This is a genomic window from Methanolobus sp. WCC5 (assembly GCF_045690325.1).
In the GTDB taxonomy this organism is placed as follows: domain Archaea; phylum Halobacteriota; class Methanosarcinia; order Methanosarcinales; family Methanosarcinaceae; genus Methanolobus.
Map to the genome: position 1 here is coordinate 1,247,826 of NZ_CP146981.1, position 19,134 is coordinate 1,266,959.

19 protein-coding genes and 1 tRNA gene are annotated in these 19,134 nt (G+C 42.2%); 10 read left to right on the top strand and 10 right to left on the bottom strand.

Going from position 1 to position 19,134, the window contains the following annotated elements:
* Window positions 1-3: 3 nt before the first annotated feature.
* From trkA to V7O64_RS05970, 6 genes are all read right to left on the bottom strand, one after another.
* A complete protein-coding gene (trkA, locus tag V7O64_RS05945; protein WP_407357093.1) occupies window positions 4-1,338 on the bottom strand; it encodes a Trk system potassium transporter TrkA in 1,335 nt (444 codons plus the stop codon).
* Between the two features lie 159 nt (window positions 1,339-1,497).
* Window positions 1,498-2,676 carry a molecular chaperone DnaJ gene (dnaJ, locus tag V7O64_RS05950; protein WP_407357094.1) on the bottom strand — a complete coding sequence of 393 codons (1,179 nt, stop codon included), beginning with the start codon at window positions 2,674-2,676 and terminating at the stop codon, window positions 1,498-1,500.
* A 104-nt stretch (window positions 2,677-2,780) separates the two neighbouring features.
* A complete protein-coding gene (gene dnaK, locus V7O64_RS05955; RefSeq protein WP_407357095.1) occupies window positions 2,781-4,637 on the bottom strand; it encodes a molecular chaperone DnaK in 1,857 nt (618 codons plus the stop codon).
* Between the two features lie 218 nt (window positions 4,638-4,855).
* On the bottom strand, window positions 4,856-5,386 hold the full coding sequence (gene grpE / locus V7O64_RS05960) for a nucleotide exchange factor GrpE (RefSeq protein ID WP_407357096.1): 531 nt from the start codon (window positions 5,384-5,386) through the stop codon (window positions 4,856-4,858).
* Window positions 5,387-5,544: 158 nt separating this feature from the next.
* Window positions 5,545-5,952: a heat-shock protein gene (locus tag V7O64_RS05965; RefSeq protein ID WP_407357097.1), complete on the bottom strand. Its 408-nt coding sequence runs from the start codon at window positions 5,950-5,952 to the stop codon at window positions 5,545-5,547.
* A gap of 201 nt (window positions 5,953-6,153) precedes the next feature.
* On the bottom strand, window positions 6,154-6,939 hold the full coding sequence (locus V7O64_RS05970; RefSeq protein ID WP_407357098.1) for a helix-turn-helix transcriptional regulator: 786 nt from the start codon (window positions 6,937-6,939) through the stop codon (window positions 6,154-6,156).
* 951 nt (window positions 6,940-7,890) lie between these two features.
* Between V7O64_RS05970 and V7O64_RS05975 the strand changes: the two genes are divergently transcribed.
* From V7O64_RS05975 to V7O64_RS06005, 7 genes are all read left to right on the top strand, one after another.
* Window positions 7,891-8,829, top strand: coding sequence for an ATP-grasp domain-containing protein (locus V7O64_RS05975; protein ID WP_407357099.1), 939 nt, complete (start codon window positions 7,891-7,893; stop codon window positions 8,827-8,829).
* On the top strand, window positions 8,826-9,818 hold the full coding sequence (locus V7O64_RS05980; protein ID WP_407357100.1) for a hydantoinase/oxoprolinase family protein: 993 nt from the start codon (window positions 8,826-8,828) through the stop codon (window positions 9,816-9,818). Before V7O64_RS05975 ends, V7O64_RS05980 begins: the two co-directional genes overlap by 4 nt.
* A gap of 46 nt (window positions 9,819-9,864) precedes the next feature.
* Window positions 9,865-10,494, top strand: coding sequence for an amino acid kinase (locus V7O64_RS05985; RefSeq protein ID WP_407357101.1), 630 nt, complete (start codon window positions 9,865-9,867; stop codon window positions 10,492-10,494).
* Between the two features lie 100 nt (window positions 10,495-10,594).
* A complete protein-coding gene (locus V7O64_RS05990; protein ID WP_407357102.1) occupies window positions 10,595-10,762 on the top strand; it encodes a zinc finger domain-containing protein in 168 nt (55 codons plus the stop codon).
* 10 nt (window positions 10,763-10,772) lie between these two features.
* Window positions 10,773-11,042, top strand: a complete 270-nt coding sequence (locus V7O64_RS05995) for an elongation factor 1-beta (protein WP_407357103.1) — start codon at window positions 10,773-10,775, stop codon at window positions 11,040-11,042.
* Window positions 11,043-11,102: 60 nt separating this feature from the next.
* Window positions 11,103-11,174: transfer RNA gene (locus V7O64_RS06000), tRNA-Ala, on the top strand.
* Between the two features lie 379 nt (window positions 11,175-11,553).
* Complete coding sequence (locus tag V7O64_RS06005; RefSeq protein WP_407357104.1) at window positions 11,554-11,835, top strand: CxxC-x17-CxxC domain-containing protein; 282 nt, start codon at window positions 11,554-11,556, stop codon at window positions 11,833-11,835.
* A gap of 123 nt (window positions 11,836-11,958) precedes the next feature.
* Here V7O64_RS06005 and V7O64_RS06010 read toward each other — a convergent pair whose 3' ends face one another.
* Window positions 11,959-12,720, bottom strand: a complete 762-nt coding sequence (locus V7O64_RS06010) for a winged helix-turn-helix domain-containing protein (protein ID WP_407357105.1) — start codon at window positions 12,718-12,720, stop codon at window positions 11,959-11,961.
* A 206-nt stretch (window positions 12,721-12,926) separates the two neighbouring features.
* On the opposite strand from V7O64_RS06010, the gene V7O64_RS06015 reads away from it, so the two are divergent.
* Both V7O64_RS06015 and V7O64_RS06020 read left to right on the top strand, forming a co-directional pair.
* Window positions 12,927-13,166: an MTH865 family protein gene (locus V7O64_RS06015; protein ID WP_407357106.1), complete on the top strand. Its 240-nt coding sequence runs from the start codon at window positions 12,927-12,929 to the stop codon at window positions 13,164-13,166.
* 161 nt (window positions 13,167-13,327) lie between these two features.
* Window positions 13,328-15,361 (top strand): cation:proton antiporter, encoded by a 2,034-nt coding sequence (locus V7O64_RS06020; protein ID WP_407357107.1) that lies wholly within the window; start codon window positions 13,328-13,330, stop codon window positions 15,359-15,361.
* Between the two features lie 858 nt (window positions 15,362-16,219).
* On the opposite strand, the gene V7O64_RS06025 is transcribed toward V7O64_RS06020, so the two are convergent.
* Window positions 16,220-17,005: a DUF1638 domain-containing protein gene (locus V7O64_RS06025; RefSeq protein WP_407357108.1), complete on the bottom strand. Its 786-nt coding sequence runs from the start codon at window positions 17,003-17,005 to the stop codon at window positions 16,220-16,222.
* Between the two features lie 134 nt (window positions 17,006-17,139).
* On the opposite strand from V7O64_RS06025, the gene V7O64_RS06030 reads away from it, so the two are divergent.
* Window positions 17,140-17,463 carry a DMT family transporter gene (locus tag V7O64_RS06030; RefSeq protein WP_407357109.1) on the top strand — a complete coding sequence of 108 codons (324 nt, stop codon included), beginning with the start codon at window positions 17,140-17,142 and terminating at the stop codon, window positions 17,461-17,463.
* A gap of 58 nt (window positions 17,464-17,521) precedes the next feature.
* Here V7O64_RS06030 and V7O64_RS06035 read toward each other — a convergent pair whose 3' ends face one another.
* Window positions 17,522-18,313: an ABC transporter permease gene (locus V7O64_RS06035; RefSeq protein WP_407357276.1), complete on the bottom strand. Its 792-nt coding sequence runs from the start codon at window positions 18,311-18,313 to the stop codon at window positions 17,522-17,524.
* Window positions 18,313-18,978, bottom strand: coding sequence for an ATP-binding cassette domain-containing protein (locus V7O64_RS06040; RefSeq protein ID WP_407357110.1), 666 nt, complete (start codon window positions 18,976-18,978; stop codon window positions 18,313-18,315). Before V7O64_RS06040 ends, V7O64_RS06035 begins: the two co-directional genes overlap by 1 nt.
* Window positions 18,979-19,134 lie beyond the last annotated feature (156 nt).

A 19,134-nucleotide genomic window follows, 5' to 3' on the forward strand; every position in this document is an offset into this window, starting at 1 on the left:
AGATCATTTGAAGAATTTTTCTACCTCTTCAATTGCAGATTGCAGCACAAATACAACAACCCTGTCACCTTCCTCGATGATATATTCCCCCCGGGGAACAACAGTATTGCCTTTATGGACAACCATACTTACAATAGAGCCTTGAGGGAATTTCACTTTTTTAAGAGGGATTCCAACTATCTTTGATTTTTTTGAAGCTGTGTATTCAATGACCTCTGCCTTCTCACCTTCAAGAGTTATGACAGACTCTATACCCTGACCCAGGGTCATTTTCAGGACCTCATTTACTGTTGCCTGTCTTGGACTTACGGCGCTGTCCACACCAACCATCTCAAAGAGTGAAACATAATCGGACCGGTCAGATCTTGCAATCACTTTTTTCACCCCAAGCTGTTTAGCAAGCAGTGAGCACAAAAGGTTCTTTTCATCACTGTTTGTCACGGAGATAACAACATCCATCTCAGAAACGCCTTCTTCCTTTAAGAGATTGATATCTGTGCCATCCCCGTTCAGGATAAGTACACCCGGTAGTTCTTCAGCTATAACTGCAGACCTTTCCTTGTCAGATTCTATGATCTTCAGCTCAAATTCACTCTTTGCAACAAGCTTTGCAAGATAGAAACCAACGACTCCACCTCCAATGATCATAACTTTGCTTCTTTTGCCGCTTTTTTCGCCAAAAAGCCTACGCACATCTTTCATGGCAGCGGCTTTTCCAATGACCACTATGTGATCATTACCTTTGATTATATCATCACCATGAGGGATTATGACCTCAGCATCTCTGAAGAGAGCACTTACGATGCAACAATTTGCAAGATGGAGTTCCTGCATCTGTTTATTTACAAGCGAATGCTCTTCAGGAATAACGAATTCCATCATCTCTACCTTGCCATCGGCAAAATATTCCGCATCAATAGCAGAAGGAATCGCAAGGATCTGTGCCACCTCAGAGGCAAGTGACAACTCAGGACACACCATAGTATCTATGCCTATCTGAGGCCTTTTAGCAACCGGCTTATCGATATAATCAGGATTGCTGACCCTGGCTACGGTTTTTAATTTATCCTTATCTTTGACAATTAATTTGGAAGCCATACATGCAACAATGTTAACCTCATCAGAACCAGTCACCGCCACCAGCAGACCGGCCCCCTCCAGAACATCCTGGAGGATAGATACATTGGCACCGTTACCATGTATTACATGTACATCAAGTTCATCCGCGCGTTCACATGCTTCTTCATTCTGGTCTATGATGACCACATCGTTGTTCTGGTACAGAGCCTTAGCGATATGATAACCGACCTCACCAGCACCGATTATTACAATCTTCATAACAATACCTTCAAAAGGCCATAAATGGAAAATTCACTGATACTGAAAACAAAACGGATAAATATTCTTATTAGGCTTTAAACCTTACCATCGTATTATTGACGATTTAGTTAATATGAGTACATGAGAAAAAAGAAAGAGACGTTATTTCAAAAAAGACTATATCCCGGTCTCAAAGGCACCTTTCATCTTCTCGAAGATGCCTTTTCCACCTTTTGGACCTTTTACATCAGGTCCTTCTTCAAGTTGCTGAAGTTTTCTGAAAAGTTCCTTTTGCTCCCCTGATAGTTTTACGGGCGTTTTCACAATAATCTTAATAAGTTGATCGCCGTTTGAATTGCCATGAAGATGAGGCATACCTTTACCTTTCAGACGCAGTATGGAATGAGTTTGTGTCCCGGGTTTGATGTTCATTTTTACTTTCCCGTGAAGGGTCGGGACCATCACATCCCCCCCAAGTGCCGCCATTGTGAAGGATATTGGCTGTTCGTATATGATATCATCACCCACACGCTGGAATTTATCATGAGGTTCCACGTGCATTACCACATAAAGATCACCAGAAGGTGCTCCTGGACTCCCTTCCTCACCCTCACCTCTTATCTTAAGACGAAGTCCGTTATCAGTTCCCCTGGGAACTTTTACAGATATCTTGCGTACCTTCTTTATCTTGCCTGTACCCTTGCAGGCAGGACATGGATCATCGATAGTCTCACCCTGGCCGTGGCATGCCGGACATGTGCTGGTGGACATGAATGTTCCAAAAGGAGTCTTCCTGGCCTGTGTCACCTGTCCTGAGCCCTGGCATGTTGAACACCTGTGGGGACTTGTACCTGCCTTTGCACCGGTTCCGCCACATGTCTCACAGTTCTCAGCCCTTGGGACATTGATCGTGGTATCCACACCAGTTGCCGCCTGCTCAAGCGTGACAGTCAGATCATAACGAAGATCAGACCCTCTTGTCGGGCCACGACGTCTCTGTCCACCTCCAAAGCCGCCAAAACCCCCAAAGCCACCGAAACCGCCTCCGAATATGCTTCCAAGTATATCCCCAAGATCTTCAAAGCCTCCGAAATCCGCACCTCTGAAGATGTCTTCCTGGCTGTAACGGCCATCGATACCGGCATGACCGAACCTGTCATACTGCTCCCTTTTCTCAGGATCTGAAAGTACAGCATAAGCTTCGGATATCTCTTTGAACTTCTCCTCAGCATCCGTTTCCTTGTTCTTGTCCGGATGATATTGCATTGCAAGCTTCCTGTAAGCTTTCTTTATCTCAGACTCCGTGGCATCCTTGGATAAGCCCAGTATTTCGTAATAGTCGCGTGTCGTGGACATGGATCATTCCTGTGTAATATGGTGATTTAATATATAGATAAAATCAAGGTAGTAAGATACCTAAAGATTAAAGTATCTTACCTACACTTTTATCCATGTTTTATTTACTTGTTGTTTTCATCAACAACTTCATAATCCGCATCTACGATGGTCTCATCACCAGAGCCTGATACAGAACCTTCATCATCGGCTGCGGATGCAGCAGATGCAGCTTCTTCCTGTGCCTTCTGGTACATTGCAGCAGATACATCATAGATAGCTGTCTGAAGAGCTTCAGTCTTTGACTTTATATCCTCGATATCGTTGTTTTCAAGTGCGGCCTTCAAATCACCTATGGCAGCCTCAACCTTGGACTTCTGGTCAGGGGTTGCAATATCGTCCGCTTCCTTGAGAGTCTTTTCAGCAGCATTGACCAGGGATTCAGCCGTATTCTTTACCTCAACCTCTTCCTTGCGCTTCTTGTCCTCTTCGGCATGCAGCTCTGCATCCTTTACCATCTTGTCGATCTCTTCATCGGAAAGACCACCGGGTTTCTGGATTGAGATAGACTGCTCCTTGCCTGTCCCTTTATCTTTTGCAGTTACATGCAGGATACCGTTAGCATCAATATCAAACGTCACCTCTATCTGTGGAAGTCCTCTTGGAGCTGGTGGAATACCGTCAAGTGTGAACCTTCCAAGGGTCTTATTGGCAGAAGCTATACCTCTCTCACCCTGCAGCACATGTATCTCCACAGATGGCTGGTTATCAGCAGCCGTTGAGAATATCTGGCTCTTCTTGGTAGGAATTGTAGTGTTCCTTTCAATAAGAGGGGTTGATACGCCGCCAAGTGTCTCAATACCCAGGGTCAGTGGGGTAACATCAAGCAAGAGCACATCATGGACCTCCCCTCCAAGGACACCGGCCTGTATTGCCGCACCAACTGCAACGGCCTCGTCCGGGTTGATGTTCTTGTATGGGTCCTTACCTGTCGCTTTCTTCACAAGCTCCCCAACCGCGGGCATCCTTGTGGAACCTCCTACAAGAAGCACCCTGTCTATGTCCTTGGGTGAAAGTTTTGCATCTTTCATTGCCTGGTTAACAGATACAAGTGTTTTGTCAAGAAGATCAGATGTCATCTTCTCAAACTGTGCCCTTGTAAGATCGATATCAATGTGTTTTGGCTGCCCATTGGCATCAGCGGTTATGAACGGAAGGTTGATATTTGTTGCTGTCACACCTGATAGCTCTATCTTTGCCTTCTCAGCAGCATCCTTCAGACGCTGGAGAGCTGCCCTGTCTTTGGACAGGTCGATACCTTCGTTCTTTCTGAATTCTTCCACCAGGAAGTCAACTATCCTCTGGTCAAAGTCATCTCCGCCAAGCTTAGTGTCACCACTTGTTGAAAGAACCTCGAATACACCTCCTCCAAGTTCAAGGATCGATACATCAAAAGTACCTCCTCCCAGATCATAGATGAGGATCTTGTGGTCTTCATCGTCCCTGTCCAGTCCGTATGCAAGTGATGCTGCAGTAGGCTCATTGATAATTCTCATGACATCAAGGCCTGCAATGGTACCTGCATCCTTTGTTGCCTGTCTCTGGGAGTCATTGAAGTATGCAGGCACAGTGATCACAGCCTGTGTGATCGTTTCACCCAGATAGGACTCAGCATCTTCCTTCAACTTGCGGAGGATCATTGCAGATACCTCCTGGGGAGAATATTCTTTACTATTAAGAGTAACGTGATAATCTGACTCGCCGATATGTCTTTTTATAGAACTTACGGTATTTTCGGCGTTAGTTATCATCTGCCTCTTTGCAACCTGGCCCACCAGTTTTTCACCCTTCTTTGAAAAGCCCACTACAGAAGGTGTCGTCCTGCCACCTTCGGCGTTTGGAATAATGGTGGGTTCGCCACCTTCGATAACAGCCATACAGGAATTTGTAGTTCCCAGGTCAATTCCCAATATCTTACCCATGTTATTACCTCTTTTGTTAAATTAATTGAAATACATCTAAACTATCAGATAGAATGTTATGAGATTTATCTTATATTACTCCATATTTCATCTTATATTATTTCATATTCGTATTTGAAATACGTAGGTTTTACCTTATTAATACTGAAGATCATCTCATCTGATGATTGAAATCTGTCTCAAACCTCTCTATATCATTTGACGGTTGTCGCAGTGCTTCAGGATTTTTCTGAATCCCCGGGTTTCTTTGATACAGCCACCATTGCCGGTCTTATAACCTTGGTATGCAGACAGTATCCGGGTTTGCAGACATCAACCACGGTGTTCTCATCATGATCCGGGTGCTCCACATGCATCATTGCCTCATGAAGGTGAGGATCGAACTCAGCACCAACACACTCGATCTTTTGAAGACCTTCTTTTTCAAGTATCCCTGCAAACTGCCTGAAGACCATCTCAACGCCCTTGATCACAGATGAAATATCATCTGTCTGCTTTGCAGATTCCAGTGCACGCTCAAAGTTATCATAGACCTCAAGGAGCTCTAAAATTATCTGCTCTACTGCAAACTTGCGATATTCTTCTCTTTCCCTTATGCTTCTCTTTCGAAAGTTATCGAATTCTGCAGTCAGACGCAAAAGTTTTTCCTGAAGCTGTGCAACTTCATCTTCAACCGGAACATTGTTCGGCTTTTCTTCTTCAACGTTTTTCAAATTTACGTCTTCACAATTCTCTGGTCCATCAGCCATTCTCAATATCTCCGCATATTCTGTGCGTAGTAATGTGCATTCGAACTAGTGATTGTTTGTGGTTCTATAAATACTTTTCGCATACTCGCTTTATTTTGCAGAAATCAAATGTACAAAAATGAAGAGATATCTGCACAAAACAGCAAAGTAAAACCTCTTTACAAAGCACTGCTGAACTTGTGCTGTAAAACACGTATAAGGAACATACTGGCAATCATGCACACAGCCATAGCAGAAATGACCTGCTCCCAGCCAAGTTCGGATATACCACCTTCAATAGCATATTTCACGCCGCTGAAAAAAGCTATTGCAGAGAAGGTAGCAACTAAAGCAACTATTGCCCCTCCTGCAAGGGAGCCCATGTAATCCGCACCACGGGATTCGAAAAAGACCGAACCTGCTATAAAAATGATCGCAAAGATCAGAAGCATCACGGCCATTGGTACCGCAGTTGAGCCACTTTTAGCCATGCTCATAAGTCCAAAAGCCACACCTATCATGAAAACTGCCATTGTAGTAGAAACTGTCAGCGCCTGCACAAATGGATTTTCTGTATTCATATCCATATTCATCCCAGTTCTTTATCGTTGATCATAGTATATATTCATTGTTAATATATAGTGCTAAATGATATATTTACCCTGAATCCCGGGAATCTCCCGGATAAGCGAAATAAAGAAAACTTAGCTCATATAGGAATTTACAAAGAGCACAAAGTAAATAGCATGACTCCAGTGAACAAAAGAAAACACAACATTACAAGATAACTAAAGCTCTGTTATCCTATATGACCTTGTAAGGTAGTGCTCGAACAATTCAAGACCCCAGTTCAGTGCATCAGCATTGCAGAACACAAGGTCTTTACGATCATATTTGCCACTTTTGTCAAAAAGGCATATCATCAGGAATTCCTCTGCGATGAAAATAGATGCTAATTTCATGTTTTCAGGGTAGACAAATACTCTACCCCTGGTACTTTGAAGAAACACATTAAGTTCTTCACCATATGCCAGCTTATGTTTTTCCAGAGCATTCTCAGCAAGTATAATGGAAACATCGATATCATTCTTCACAAGATCCAGAATGAATGACGGAAAGGACGGATGTAGAAAAGCCGTAGCCCCCATTATGAACTTTGATTCACGTGCCCGTACTATCAGATCTTTGTTAAGCTCAAACATGTCATTAATATCGGGCTCTACCATTTTACAATTTTTCAGTTCCCTTATCCTCCTGAGAAGTTGAGGCGGAATAGCATCAAGTTCATGTTCGGTCCAGTAATCATAATTCTTCTCAAGAACTTTTAAAGTACCTATCAGAGGTACCATATCCTCAACTACGATACTACCTATTTCCGAAAGCCTGCAAATATCTTTATCTTTTACCACAAGACCATTTTCCGAAAGGATCTTTATCTGGGGCAAAAGTGCATGTCTGGTGACATCAAGAACCTCAAGCACTTCAGCCATGGTCTTTGGGCCAGTTCTGAGAAGTAGCATCAGATTCTTCCTTTTTTCTGACATGAATATAGTATGGATCATTGAACGTCTCATATAATAACTCCCTTCCACCCAAGTTGTTAAGTATCTCAGAGAACTGTTCGCCAATATTAAACGTATGCTAATGTCTGCAAGCATTCATTCCTTAATATTAATATATGTCCCCTGCAAGTATAAATGTTTTCTAGCTGTTTGTATCATCTAAAACCAGATAGCTAAGATCGAAGAGAAAAATAAGGAAAGGAAATAAAGGACAAGTATACAAATCATTTGGAAAGATTGAATAGGAAAATTGATATTTTTCAAATTATTCCCATCATAATGGTTTTAAACTTGTCATGCACCCGCATCGAGGACAGTAATATAGGATATTCATTCCCAGTTGTTGTTTTTTCAATGTGCCCCTGCAATACGTGCAGGACCTTTGTACATCATTTTCCATTTTCACTCACCCATACATATTATTTGATCTAATCGTGCATTCTTTTTCTTTGTCCGGTACCCACATACATTACAGATCTGTATATCCTTTTGATCATCCATATGTAATACATCATGATACTCCGGGCATTTTTTCAATAACCTCGTATCTACCATCCCCTTAGACATCTTATAATTATATAACTAGATGATTTGAGAAAGATAGAAGGATGGACCTTTACCATCCTCCTTCTTTAAAGCCACGCCTGGACTGCAGTAGTCCCACTCTTGTATGTACTGTCTACGCTTTGCCATTTCTTTGCCATTTATACCGCGTTTTGCATAGAAACCCCCGTTTCCAACCCGCGTAGATATACGATCAAGACTTTAATAATATCCCGATCGCTATTCAGTAAGATATCATCTCATATATTTAAGGCAAATCGAATGGAATTTACAACTCCATCTCAAATTATAAAGCCATTATAATTTATAACATCATTTAGCCAGGCCATCAAGCAGAAATAACTGACTTTCAAATCAACAATAGCAAAGGATATATCAAATAATGCACTTGCATCCAACATGAAGATACTGCTTGCAGAATATGCTACAGGAATAGGTCTGAAGGGCACGCTTTTATTAGAAGGTAGAGCCATGCTGAGCACCCTTGCCGACAGTTTCCATTGTATTGGACATGATGTGACCTATCTGACAGCAGGCAGTAAGATAAAAAGTGGCAATCCCGTTATCTCAGATGAGAGCACATTTGAGCGGATACTTGAGGAAGCTGCAAAAGAAAATGATGCAGGTCTTGTAATAGGACCTGACGAACTCCTGGGAGAACTGACAGATATAATAGAGAAGAATACGGTCAACCTGGGTTGCCCGGCAGATACTGTAAGGCTTTGTGCGGATAAACTTCTGTGCACACAAAAACTGGAGGCAAATTCCATCTGCGTCCCAAAGATACTGGACCCTGTTCATGAAGGAAGATCTGTTATAAAACCAAGGTACGGATGTGCATCCGAGGGTGTCAGATTAAACCTTTCAAACATAGGAGAAAAAGTAAGGGAAAAAGAACAGGAATACATATCAACCGAATATGTAGAAGGTGAACATCTAAGTGTAAGCATCATATGCGGACAGAGGACACTCCCCCTGAGTCTTAATAAACAGTTGATTGAAATTGTAGAAAATGACGGTGATACGATATTTGATTACAAAGGAAATCAGGTACCATACAGAACAGAACACGAAGAAGAAATCCTCCGGGTTGCTTCCAGAACTGTTGAAACACTAGGATGTAACGGTTATGTAGGGGTCGACATCGTCCACGGGGACAATACCTATGTTATTGATGTGAACCCTCGGCCTACAACGGCGATCATTGGTCTTGTAAAGACCCTTAAAGCAGAAATAGGAGAACTTCTGCTAATGAATATGTTTGGGAGGCTACCCGACTCTGTAAATCTAGAGGGGGAATGCACTTTCACAAAAGATGACATAGAGGACATCATATGAGAATAATAGGTATTGATATTGGTGGTGCTAATACAAAGATAGCTTCCGCTGACGGAGAGATAATCGAATTACATTATATACCGTTGTGGAAAGACACAACTTTACCTGCATCCCTTGAGGATATTGCAGATAAGCTGCAACCTGATAAAGTCTGCGTGGTTATGACCGGAGAGCTGGCGGATTGCTTTGCAGATAAACTGCAGGGAATTGAATTTATCATACGTTCTGTGAACAGCGCTTTTGACTGTGAGGTAAAGTACATTGACAGCACCGGGAATTTCTATGATGAAACGGGGAACTTAAGGGACCTTGCTGCAGCAAACTGGGCAGCATCAACCAGATTGATAGGGAATGAAATCGGAAACTGTATATTCGTTGACGTGGGGAGCACCACCAGCGATATCATTCCCATAAAGGATGGAAAGCACCTGGCAGGACTCACTGACTTCTCCAGACTTGTTCGCAACGAGTTGTTCTATGCGGGAACCCTCAGGACAAACCTTGCATTCCTTCTTGAAAAGGTAAATGTTGCAGATGGTGATTGTAACATTGCATCCGAACTTTTCTCTACGACTGCAGATGCATATCTTCTGCTGGGGGACATCCCTGAGGAGCTATATACATGTGAGACTGCAGACGGTGCCGGTAAAACCAGGACAGACGCAATGAGAAGACTGGCACGCATTGTCTGTGCCGACCTTACTGAAATATCTTCGGATGAGTTGCACAATATCGCCCGGCAGGTTAAAGAAAGGCAGGTTAAGCTTCTAAGTGAGGCCATAGATGTAGTCGCTAAAAGAAATAACCTCAACAGGATCGTCTCTGCAGGCATTGGTGAGTTCCTTATAGAGAAAGCTGCGGACAAACTTGGGTTCGAATGTACATCTGTTGCCCGGAAATGGGGATCTGACATTTCAAAGGTATTTCCCGCATATGCTGCAGCAAAAATACTGGAGAATGAGTTAATGCTCCAATCAAGAAAAGAATAATAGTAACAGAGACATATTCATACGTAGATAAGGAGTGTGACCGAATATGAGAGCTGTTGTAAAAATAGGGGGAAGTCTGCTCAAAAACTCCCCATCCATTATTAAATCACTCAGGAAGCATTTTGGAGGGCCTGATTCAGAGTACGTGATAATGATAGTTCCCGGAGGGGGAATGTTTGCAGATTCTATTCGCAAGATCTGCGAGAAATATTCTGTTGGAGATGATGCAGCACATTGGATGGCTGTACTTTCTATGGAGCAATATGCTTACTACCTGATAGATAAGACAGGTGTAAACTCTGTTGAAGGTTTTGTTGATGCACCTGGTGTTTCTGTGCTGTTACCTTACAGGATACTCAGGGAGAATGACGTGCTGCCTCATTCATGGAATGTCACATCGGATACGATTGCAGCATGGGTTGCCAGAGAGACAGGATCACGTTTTATCAAAGTGACAGATGTGGATGGAGTAATTGCTGATGATATCGTGCAGGAATGGATTACAGCAGAGGAACTTTCAAAAATGGAAGTTACATGTGTTGACAGCTCGTTACCCGGTTTTCTGATGGAGAACAAGATGGATTGTGTAGTGGTGAACGGAATGTATCCCGAAAGGGTGATAGATGCAGTTACCGGGGAAAATGTGATAGGCACTCATATCAAGGGGAATATTTAAATTATATACTGATTATGTACTGGAATCACCAACATGCTGATTTTTCAGTGTTTATATTAATAGATTACCTGTAAACCATTTCATAATAAGGAGATTCTAAATGGCAAATAAAGTCGAAAATTGCACCACATGCAACAAGAGCCTTGTGGAAACCGGCTATGTACGTTTTCCATGCCCTGTTTGTGGTACCGAGCTTGGAAGATGTATAAGCTGCAGACAGCAGAGCAACCCATATAAATGCCCGAAATGCGGCTTTGTAGGAGCATGAGGTGAGCTTAATGGGAGAAGTTGCAGCAACAATGAAGATAATGCCTGTTGACGTAGATACAGACCTTGAAGAGCTTAAAGATAAACTGATAGCAGTATTGCCTGAGGGTGCAGAATACGGTACCCACAAGTTCGAACCAATAGCTTTCGGTCTAAAAGCCATTGTCATGATAGTCATTGTGGGGGATCTTGAGGGAGGTACCGAGTCCGTAGAAGAGGCTTTCGCATCAGTCGATGGTGTGGAAAGTGTAACTGTAACAGAAGTCGGTAGACCTGTTTAAACCTTTTTTTCCTTTTTGACTTTTTATACCCCTATTCCTTAGATCAATTCAATTATTTATGGGCTCGTAGATCAGGGGGAGATCGTTACGTTCGCAACGTAAAGGCCGCGGGTTCAAATCCCGCCGGGTCCACTTTCGACAATTTCAACGCTTCATATTCAGAAATGAACGGCCTTGAAGCATAGTTTTTTATATTTATGTACCCTAAAGTGAAATTGACAGTTAACTTACTTGCGGGTTAGGAAAGGGATAATACCATTTGGCTACTTCTTTTAGGTTAATTGCTAATCAAAGAGTGCATCGTATAGATTGCGGGATAAAGGTTCCCGTCTCAATGGAAACTGCTAAAGAATCACAGGCCGTGTATCACTGAAATATGATACTTACATGGTTTGTGAACTTGTTCCGGCTGCAAAAATTGTAGACTTGGTAAGAATCAGAATGAACGAATCGTGCGAATATTCTTAACCCAAAGTTAGGTGTCAATAACAAACAACAAAGGAAATCAAATATGAGAGACAATAAAAGCGGTGGCTTCAGAGGCGGTTCAAGAGAAGGGAACAACAGAAACGATGGCGGATACAGAGGTGGCAGCAGAGGCGGAAGCGGACCCCGTGGAGGCGGCGGCGGTGGCGGCAGAGGTGGAAGTTTCAGGCCAAGCGGACCCAGAGAGATGCACAAGGCAACCTGCTCAGACTGCGGCCAGGAAACGGAAGTGCCTTTTGTACCTTCAGGCGACAGGCCCGTATACTGCAGAGAGTGCTTCCAGAAGCACAGACCTAAGAGATATTAGGCTTGTAGTGCCTGACATTCAACAAAATAATAAATATAAAAAATAAATATTGCGAGCGGCAAAGCATTTTTCTGCTTTGCCAGGGATTTTTTCAGATTCCCGAGAGCTTTCGCATTTCATCTTTTAGTGATCATCGGAAGGAACTAATTCAGTATAGATGCTGTTCACACCTTCCATTACTTTGAAACCCTTAGCAGTGATCATATAATCGCCCCTTTCATGCCGCTGGATTATCATACCTTTATCTGCGAGTTTCTGGAGATGGAAAAGCAGATTGCCACCACGCAGGCCCGTCAGTGCCGAAAGAGCAGAGAAACTTTTAGTCTCACCGGAAATAGCCTTGAGTATATCGAAACGTTTTTGGTGGCACAGCGGATCAAGGATATCATCAACAACTATTTGTGATGGAAGTTTACTTATATCCTGCCTTTTTCCCTTGTTGGTCTCATATATTTTCATGGATCGCATGAGAGTTACCTGCCCGGACAATATATCAGAAGCCTCTGCAAAGCATATATCACACTTGTCGTATGGCACCATTGTCCGAAGCTTTTTCAGTTCAAGGCGGCTCTCTTCTATAGATGCCTCAGTTACCGAGCCATGCTTGATGAGCCCTGCGTTGTTTTGTAATACGTTTGAAAGGAGGTTTTTGCACTCACCACGCATCTCACAGTTTTTCACCATGTTCTTTTCAAGCCCCCTGCCCACATCCTCCATGAGATGCCGGACAATCGTCCCGGAATAATTATCCTTAAGGGCTGTAACCACCGAATCCAGATGCTGGTGATTTGCAGATTCGATAAATGACCTTATATCGTTGTGAATATCAGATAGCTTATGCTTTATGTCAGACAGTTCAGACTCATAGTCCTGTTCTTGCATCATAAAATAAAATAATCAGTAATCATTTAAAAAGGTTTTTGCAAAATACATTATAGTTAGTTAGATATATTTGATTGTAGTAAGTATAATACAATGCCGATTAAGTATATATCAGAAACTGTCATATAAGATATTGCTGAAACACTCCGGAGAAAACAATAAAAGCAGCATCAAAACCTTTATGTGAAAGAATAAAAGGAGAGAACCTAATGAGCATAAAAGAAGACATTCACAGCCAGATAGTCGGCGGACTTGCAAATGCAACCTTCCCCATTAACACACCTGAAAAACTGCTTGCTGCATTCCCCGCAGGAGCAGATACTACATGCAGATCAGGAGATGTTTCCGTGACAGCAGGAGAGGCAGGAGGATTGCTTAAGGAGAGCGACTTCCCTTTCAAAAATGCAAAAGAAGTAGCAGACGTAATCGTTGAAAGGGCCGGACTATAAGCCCTTTCATCACTTTTATTTCTATGTGGATATTACCCTTATCTTAATAACCCATACATTTTAAAGTTCATTACTGTCACATACTCAGGTATCCCAATCCCTCCTGCCTGAATTATGTCAAAACGTTTTTTTAATATAAAACAGATTCAATTGGGATACAAATGGCAAGCAACATGGATCTGACATTGTTCACTGACATTGAAATAATCTTTGGATTATCTATATTGATACTACTTCTATTCCACAGGGTCAGATTATCTCCTGTTCTTGGGTTCCTTGTGACTGGAATGATAGCAGGGCCACATATGCTTGGTATCATCTACGAAGTGGAACAGGTAGAGATACTTGCAGAGATAGGAATTATCCTGCTCTTGTTCACAATAGGTGTTGAGATGTCCATTAAAGAACTATGGGACATCAAGAGATTCGTATTGGTAGGTGGAGGCCTTCAGGTAGCGATAACTACTGCACTGGTGTATTACATATCCCTTTATATAGGATACAGCCCCAGTACTGCTCTTTTCCTGGGATTTCTTGTATCCCTCAGCAGCACTGCCATTGTTCTCAAATTACTTCAGGAAAAGGGAGAAACATACACACCCTACGGCAAAATATCCCTTGGTATACTCATATTCCAGGACATTGTCATTGTCCCCATGATACTCCTGACACCCATACTGGCCGGCGTGCCATCAACTTCCGGTGACAGTGCCACCATGTTCCTTCTAAAAGGGCTTGGGATCATGCTGTTTGTAATTATCAGTGCAAGATGGATAATGCCTGCACTGCTTTTCAGAATAGCTAAGACAAGGAACAGGGAACTTTTCCTTTTGACCATCCTGTTCACGGTCTTTGGGACAGCATGGCTTACATCCGAAGCAGGCCTTTCACTGGCCCTTGGAGCATTCCTGGCAGGATTGATAATATCAGAGTCTGAGTACAGTCACCAGGCGATAGGAAATATGATGCCTTTCAAGGATGTATTCATAAGCTTCTTTTTCGTATCCATTGGAATGCTGATGGATGTCAGTTTCTTCCTGGAGAATGTCACCGTCCTGCTTGCACTTGCAGCTGTAGTCATATTACTGAAATCCATGACATCAGGGCTTGTTACATTCATACTGGGCTATCCGCTCAGGACAACGATCATAACCGGACTTACACTGTCCCAGGTCGGAGAGTTCTCATTCATCCTTTCAAGTTTCGGAAGGCAGTACGGACTGCTTGATGATGGCCTGTACCAGACTTTCCTTGCGGTGTCTATAGTTACTATGGCAGCCACGCCCTTTGTAATGACATCCTCGCATGATATATCTCGCAATATATTGAAAAGGACGAAGAATCCAATACTTATAAACGGCTTGTACTCAAAGAGCATGACACCCGTAAAAGAAGATGATGAATTACAGGATCATCTGATAATCATAGGCTATGGCTTCAACGGGAAAACCGTTTCAAATGCTGCAAAGACTGCAGGCATACCATATGTCATCATAGAGACAAATCCGGAAACAGTGCGTCATGAAAGAGAGCAGGGAGAGAGGATATACTATGGGGATGCAACACATGAAGTTGTACTTGATTCTGCCAACATCAAATCTGCCAGGGTACTTGTGGTCGGAATATCGGATTTCATCGGCACCAGGACAATAATAAATGTTGCAAAAAGAATGAATCCAAAGATATATATTATCGCAAGAACACGATACATGAACGAGATAAAAAATCTCAGTCAGCTGGGTGCCGACGAGGTAATCCCTGAAGAGTATGAAACATCTGTAGAGATATTCAGCCGTCTTCTTAAAAAATACCTTGTGTCCGAACAGGACATTTACGCGTTCACTAAAGAGATACGTGCAAATGGTTATTCCATGTTGAGGCAGCACTCACTTGAAAGTAATAAAGATGTATTCAGCCTGAAAGATGACCTTCCCGGAGTCGATGTGATATCATTCAAGGTCAAGGAAGACTGCCTTCTCCACGGCAACACCCTGAAAGACATAGATCTCAGGAACATACACGGGGCAACAATACTGGCTATCCGCAGGAATGAACAGATCATAGAGAACCCAACAGGTGACACTCAACTGCTTTCCGGAGACCTGCTCATAGTGCTCGGAAAACCGGAGAAATTGTGCCAGCTTAGAAGATTCATGGAAGGCGATGAAAACACTTCCTCCGAAGTATGTCAGTGATGAAGATTCTGATTTTCCCAGGATGATCATTTCATGACTATCAATAAACTCACCTGTTTTTAATATTATAATGGGATAATTTTATATGCAAAGAAAATAAAGTCCGTTTTGACCAGCAAAAACATCAAATAACTAAAAGGCAAAAATAATCTTGCCTGCAAAAAAAGGAGGTCATATAGTGGGATGGAAGCTATCAAGGAGAACGCAGCAGCGTTTCAGGCGTTTCAGGGTCTGGAAAGAAACAAACCTTTCAGAAGGATCCTTGAAAAGCGAAGTCTGTGAAATGAAGAATGAAAAAGACAGCCTTCCTCAGAGGAACTTAAAAAACCCTTGTTTAGATGGCCATAACAGTATAACAGGGAGAGAACTGGTAACCAGAATATATTTACCTATTCTGTGATCAGCTCTATATAAATAAAAAATCAACTTTTATTTCTTTATCTTACTTCTAGCACTTGCCTCTGATATTGATCAGAAACTTATAATTTCAATGCGGATAAAACATCCCCCTATTTAGCATTTAGTATTTTTAATCGATAACATTGGCTTTATTTTCAAGAATCACACAGAAGTGACAAATTCACATGCCTGGTGACATTTCTCATGAGATTTTACTATATACAAATAAAGAGTTCTATGGCTGGGGACCAAACTTTGGGAAGGGTTGCTTAGTGGGTGGAAATCATCAAAAAGGGTACATCAGCACCATGGTGTAAAAAACAGACCTAAAAATACCTCTGGAGGAAAATAATCATTCCTGCAGAGGTTTCAACCCAAAACCAATATGAAAAAACAAAAATATGAAAAAAGTAAAAAGCTATAAAAGAGTATGAAAGGGTATTTACATGAGATCCCTGGTCATATCACTTCATCCTTGAGTTGCTCATAGCAGCGCACAAGCAGTTGAGGACCTGCTTTCATATCTATGATATTGAAATCAAAAAGCCTGGCAAATTCTTCGACCATAGGATCGAACTGCTTCTCATAATACAGGCCAGTATCCATTTTTGCCACGGTCTTGTAACCGGCATGATCAAAAACAAATTTTGAAAGCTTAATATCATCTGCATTGGGTGTAAGGCCTGCAGAAACAATCATCTCACGCCAGTGTGCTGCCCACATAGGTGTCATGAAGAAAGTTCCGACACCTTTAAAACTTGTCAGTTTTTCAAGGTATGCATCCCTGCTGCCAAGCACAGCCCCAATGCAATCGTCTATTACCATACCGTTGTCCTCCTTGAGTATTCGGACCGGACACGACAGATCGGACAGGTCCTGTTCAACCTTAGCAAGAACATTGCCACAGAGACCATAGAAAAGCAGGATGCCATCTGAGAATTCAGACATCTCGCGGGCCTTAGCATAGACAACATCTTTGAGGTTGCCGGGTATGGCGTGCAACGCCAGCTCAAGCATTTCTATTATAATGGTAATACCATCGCCTTTTCTGTGCTCTACTAGATCAGTAATATCACTTTCTGATACCATTTCATATTTACAGCCAATATCATCCAGTTTGCCGGTAAGTCCGCCGGAATCTTCATTTTCAATAACTAACAGGTTTTTTATCTGGTCATCGTTCTCGATAATATGGACAATCTCATCCTCAAACATCCGACAGGCGATGAAAGTCATTACAGGCATAGAATTAACCTCCAGGAAGAATATAAATGATGTGAATCCAGATACTATTATAATCTAACGCTTCGGAAAAAAGCAAACTATAAGATGATATGAAGCATTTTTACCTACTGCAAAAAAAAGATAAGAGGAGGAACATGAGCTATCTTTACCTGGCATTTGCAATAATATTTGAGATCTGCGGGACCACCTGTATGAAATTATCTGAAGGATTTACAAAACCACTGCCATCGGTTTTGATCTTTGTGTTCTATGGTATCAGTTTTGTATCATTTACCATTGCACTGAAAAAAATAGATGTCAGTGTTGCCTATGCCATCTGGGCAGGACTTGGGGTGGCAATGATATCATTGATAGGATATGTGGGCTTTAATGAACCTATGCCACCTGTCAGGATAGCATCCCTGCTGCTTATAGCCCTTGGAGTGATAGGACTGCACCTGAGCACCAGCATAAATTGACTTCCGGTTATCAGGGAAAGATGATGAAGTATTCCCTCTATGCATATTTGCAAGTCTTTCATGCACCCCTCATTATCTCCTTTCTGAACATGCCATATTCATCAAAACCTTTGTGTATGAGGACAAATATCCCAAAGAGCAGATTCACAATTGTTGTTACGTAAATGGCTAGCATGATCGCGATCTGATATTCTATGGCAACCATGGGACTTGCACCTGCAAGTATCTGCCCGGTCATCATACCAGGAATGAAAACGATCCCAATGGTAGCCATGTTTGCAATAGTTGGTTTCAAAGCCACTCTCATGCTCTTGCGCAGATAGGGGATCAGTGCTTCAGTCTTTTCTGCTCCCATTGAGAGGCTGAAAAGGTAGCGATTCTCATTTCTCCTGATCTCACTGCAGAAATTCTCCATACCAACTACATTGGCCCGCAGGGAATTACCAAGCACCATTCCAGCTATTGGAATGAGATAACGTGCATCGAAGAGATCATCCAGATCGATTATGAACCTGTTGAAATACAGGAGCATGGCATAATTGGTAATAGCCATGGAAATTATCAGCGTCGGCAATAGGGACCTTGTTTTCAGTTCCGCATTCTTCAGTACTGTATGGGATGCCACAAATACCATGACAAGTACCCAGAGAATATTCAATAAGGAGTTGTTCAGGTCAAAGAGAAATGTCAGGAAGACACCTACAAAGGCAAGCTGCAGGACCATCCTTATAACACTTTCAACCGTTGAGGATATCAGCTTCAGCCTTAAATAGTAGCTTATAGCTACCGGAATGAACAACAGCAGAAAAGAAAAAAGCAGGCCTGTAAGACCAATCTCGTATGTTTCCATCAATTAGTGCCCTCCGGGAAATCAATTACCCTGAAACTTCGGCCTGTTTTGCCCCATGAACTGTCCGAATCAAAGTTCTCCCACTCCCTGTCATGTGATATTGCCAGTACGGTCCATCCAGGATTACCAAAGAACAGGTCAACGACCTTCTGCTTAAGGGTACGATCCAGTTCTGCTGTGACCTCATCAAGCAGGAAAATATCCTTTCCTGAAAGTAAAGCTATGATCAGGGTTATCCTTTGTTTTTCTCCGCCTGAGAGTTTTATATATTCTTTGTTGAGGATATCCGGGGGAAGGGAAAAAAGGGATAACATCTCATAAAGACGCTCTTTATCAAGGATATCCCTGTTAGCCCTGAAGGAGAATATCTCATCTATCAACCCGGACACAGTGCCTTCACCAATGTCAGTATCCTGTGAAACATAGGCTACTTTCTTCCTGATATCCCATACAGTATCACGGTTCACAGGAACACCATTAAGGGAGATGGTACCTGAATCAGGGATACTGAAACCCATAATCAGCCTGAAAAGAGTCGATTTACCGATACCTGACCTTCCTTTTATGACTAACTTATCTCCCTTTGCAACGCAAAGATCAAAATCAGACAGTATGTCCTTTCCATCATATTGTACAGAAAGGTTTTTAATATGCAGCATCTCCATATTTTAATTCCCCGGCATTGTGAGAGAAAAGAGATATTTTTAATTATTAATAGATGATGTCTGCAAACATCATACACTATATAGCAGTATATAGTCATAGTGGAACATAGATGTGAAGATATAAAGATACAAATATGATAGCAGATGTTGCAAATA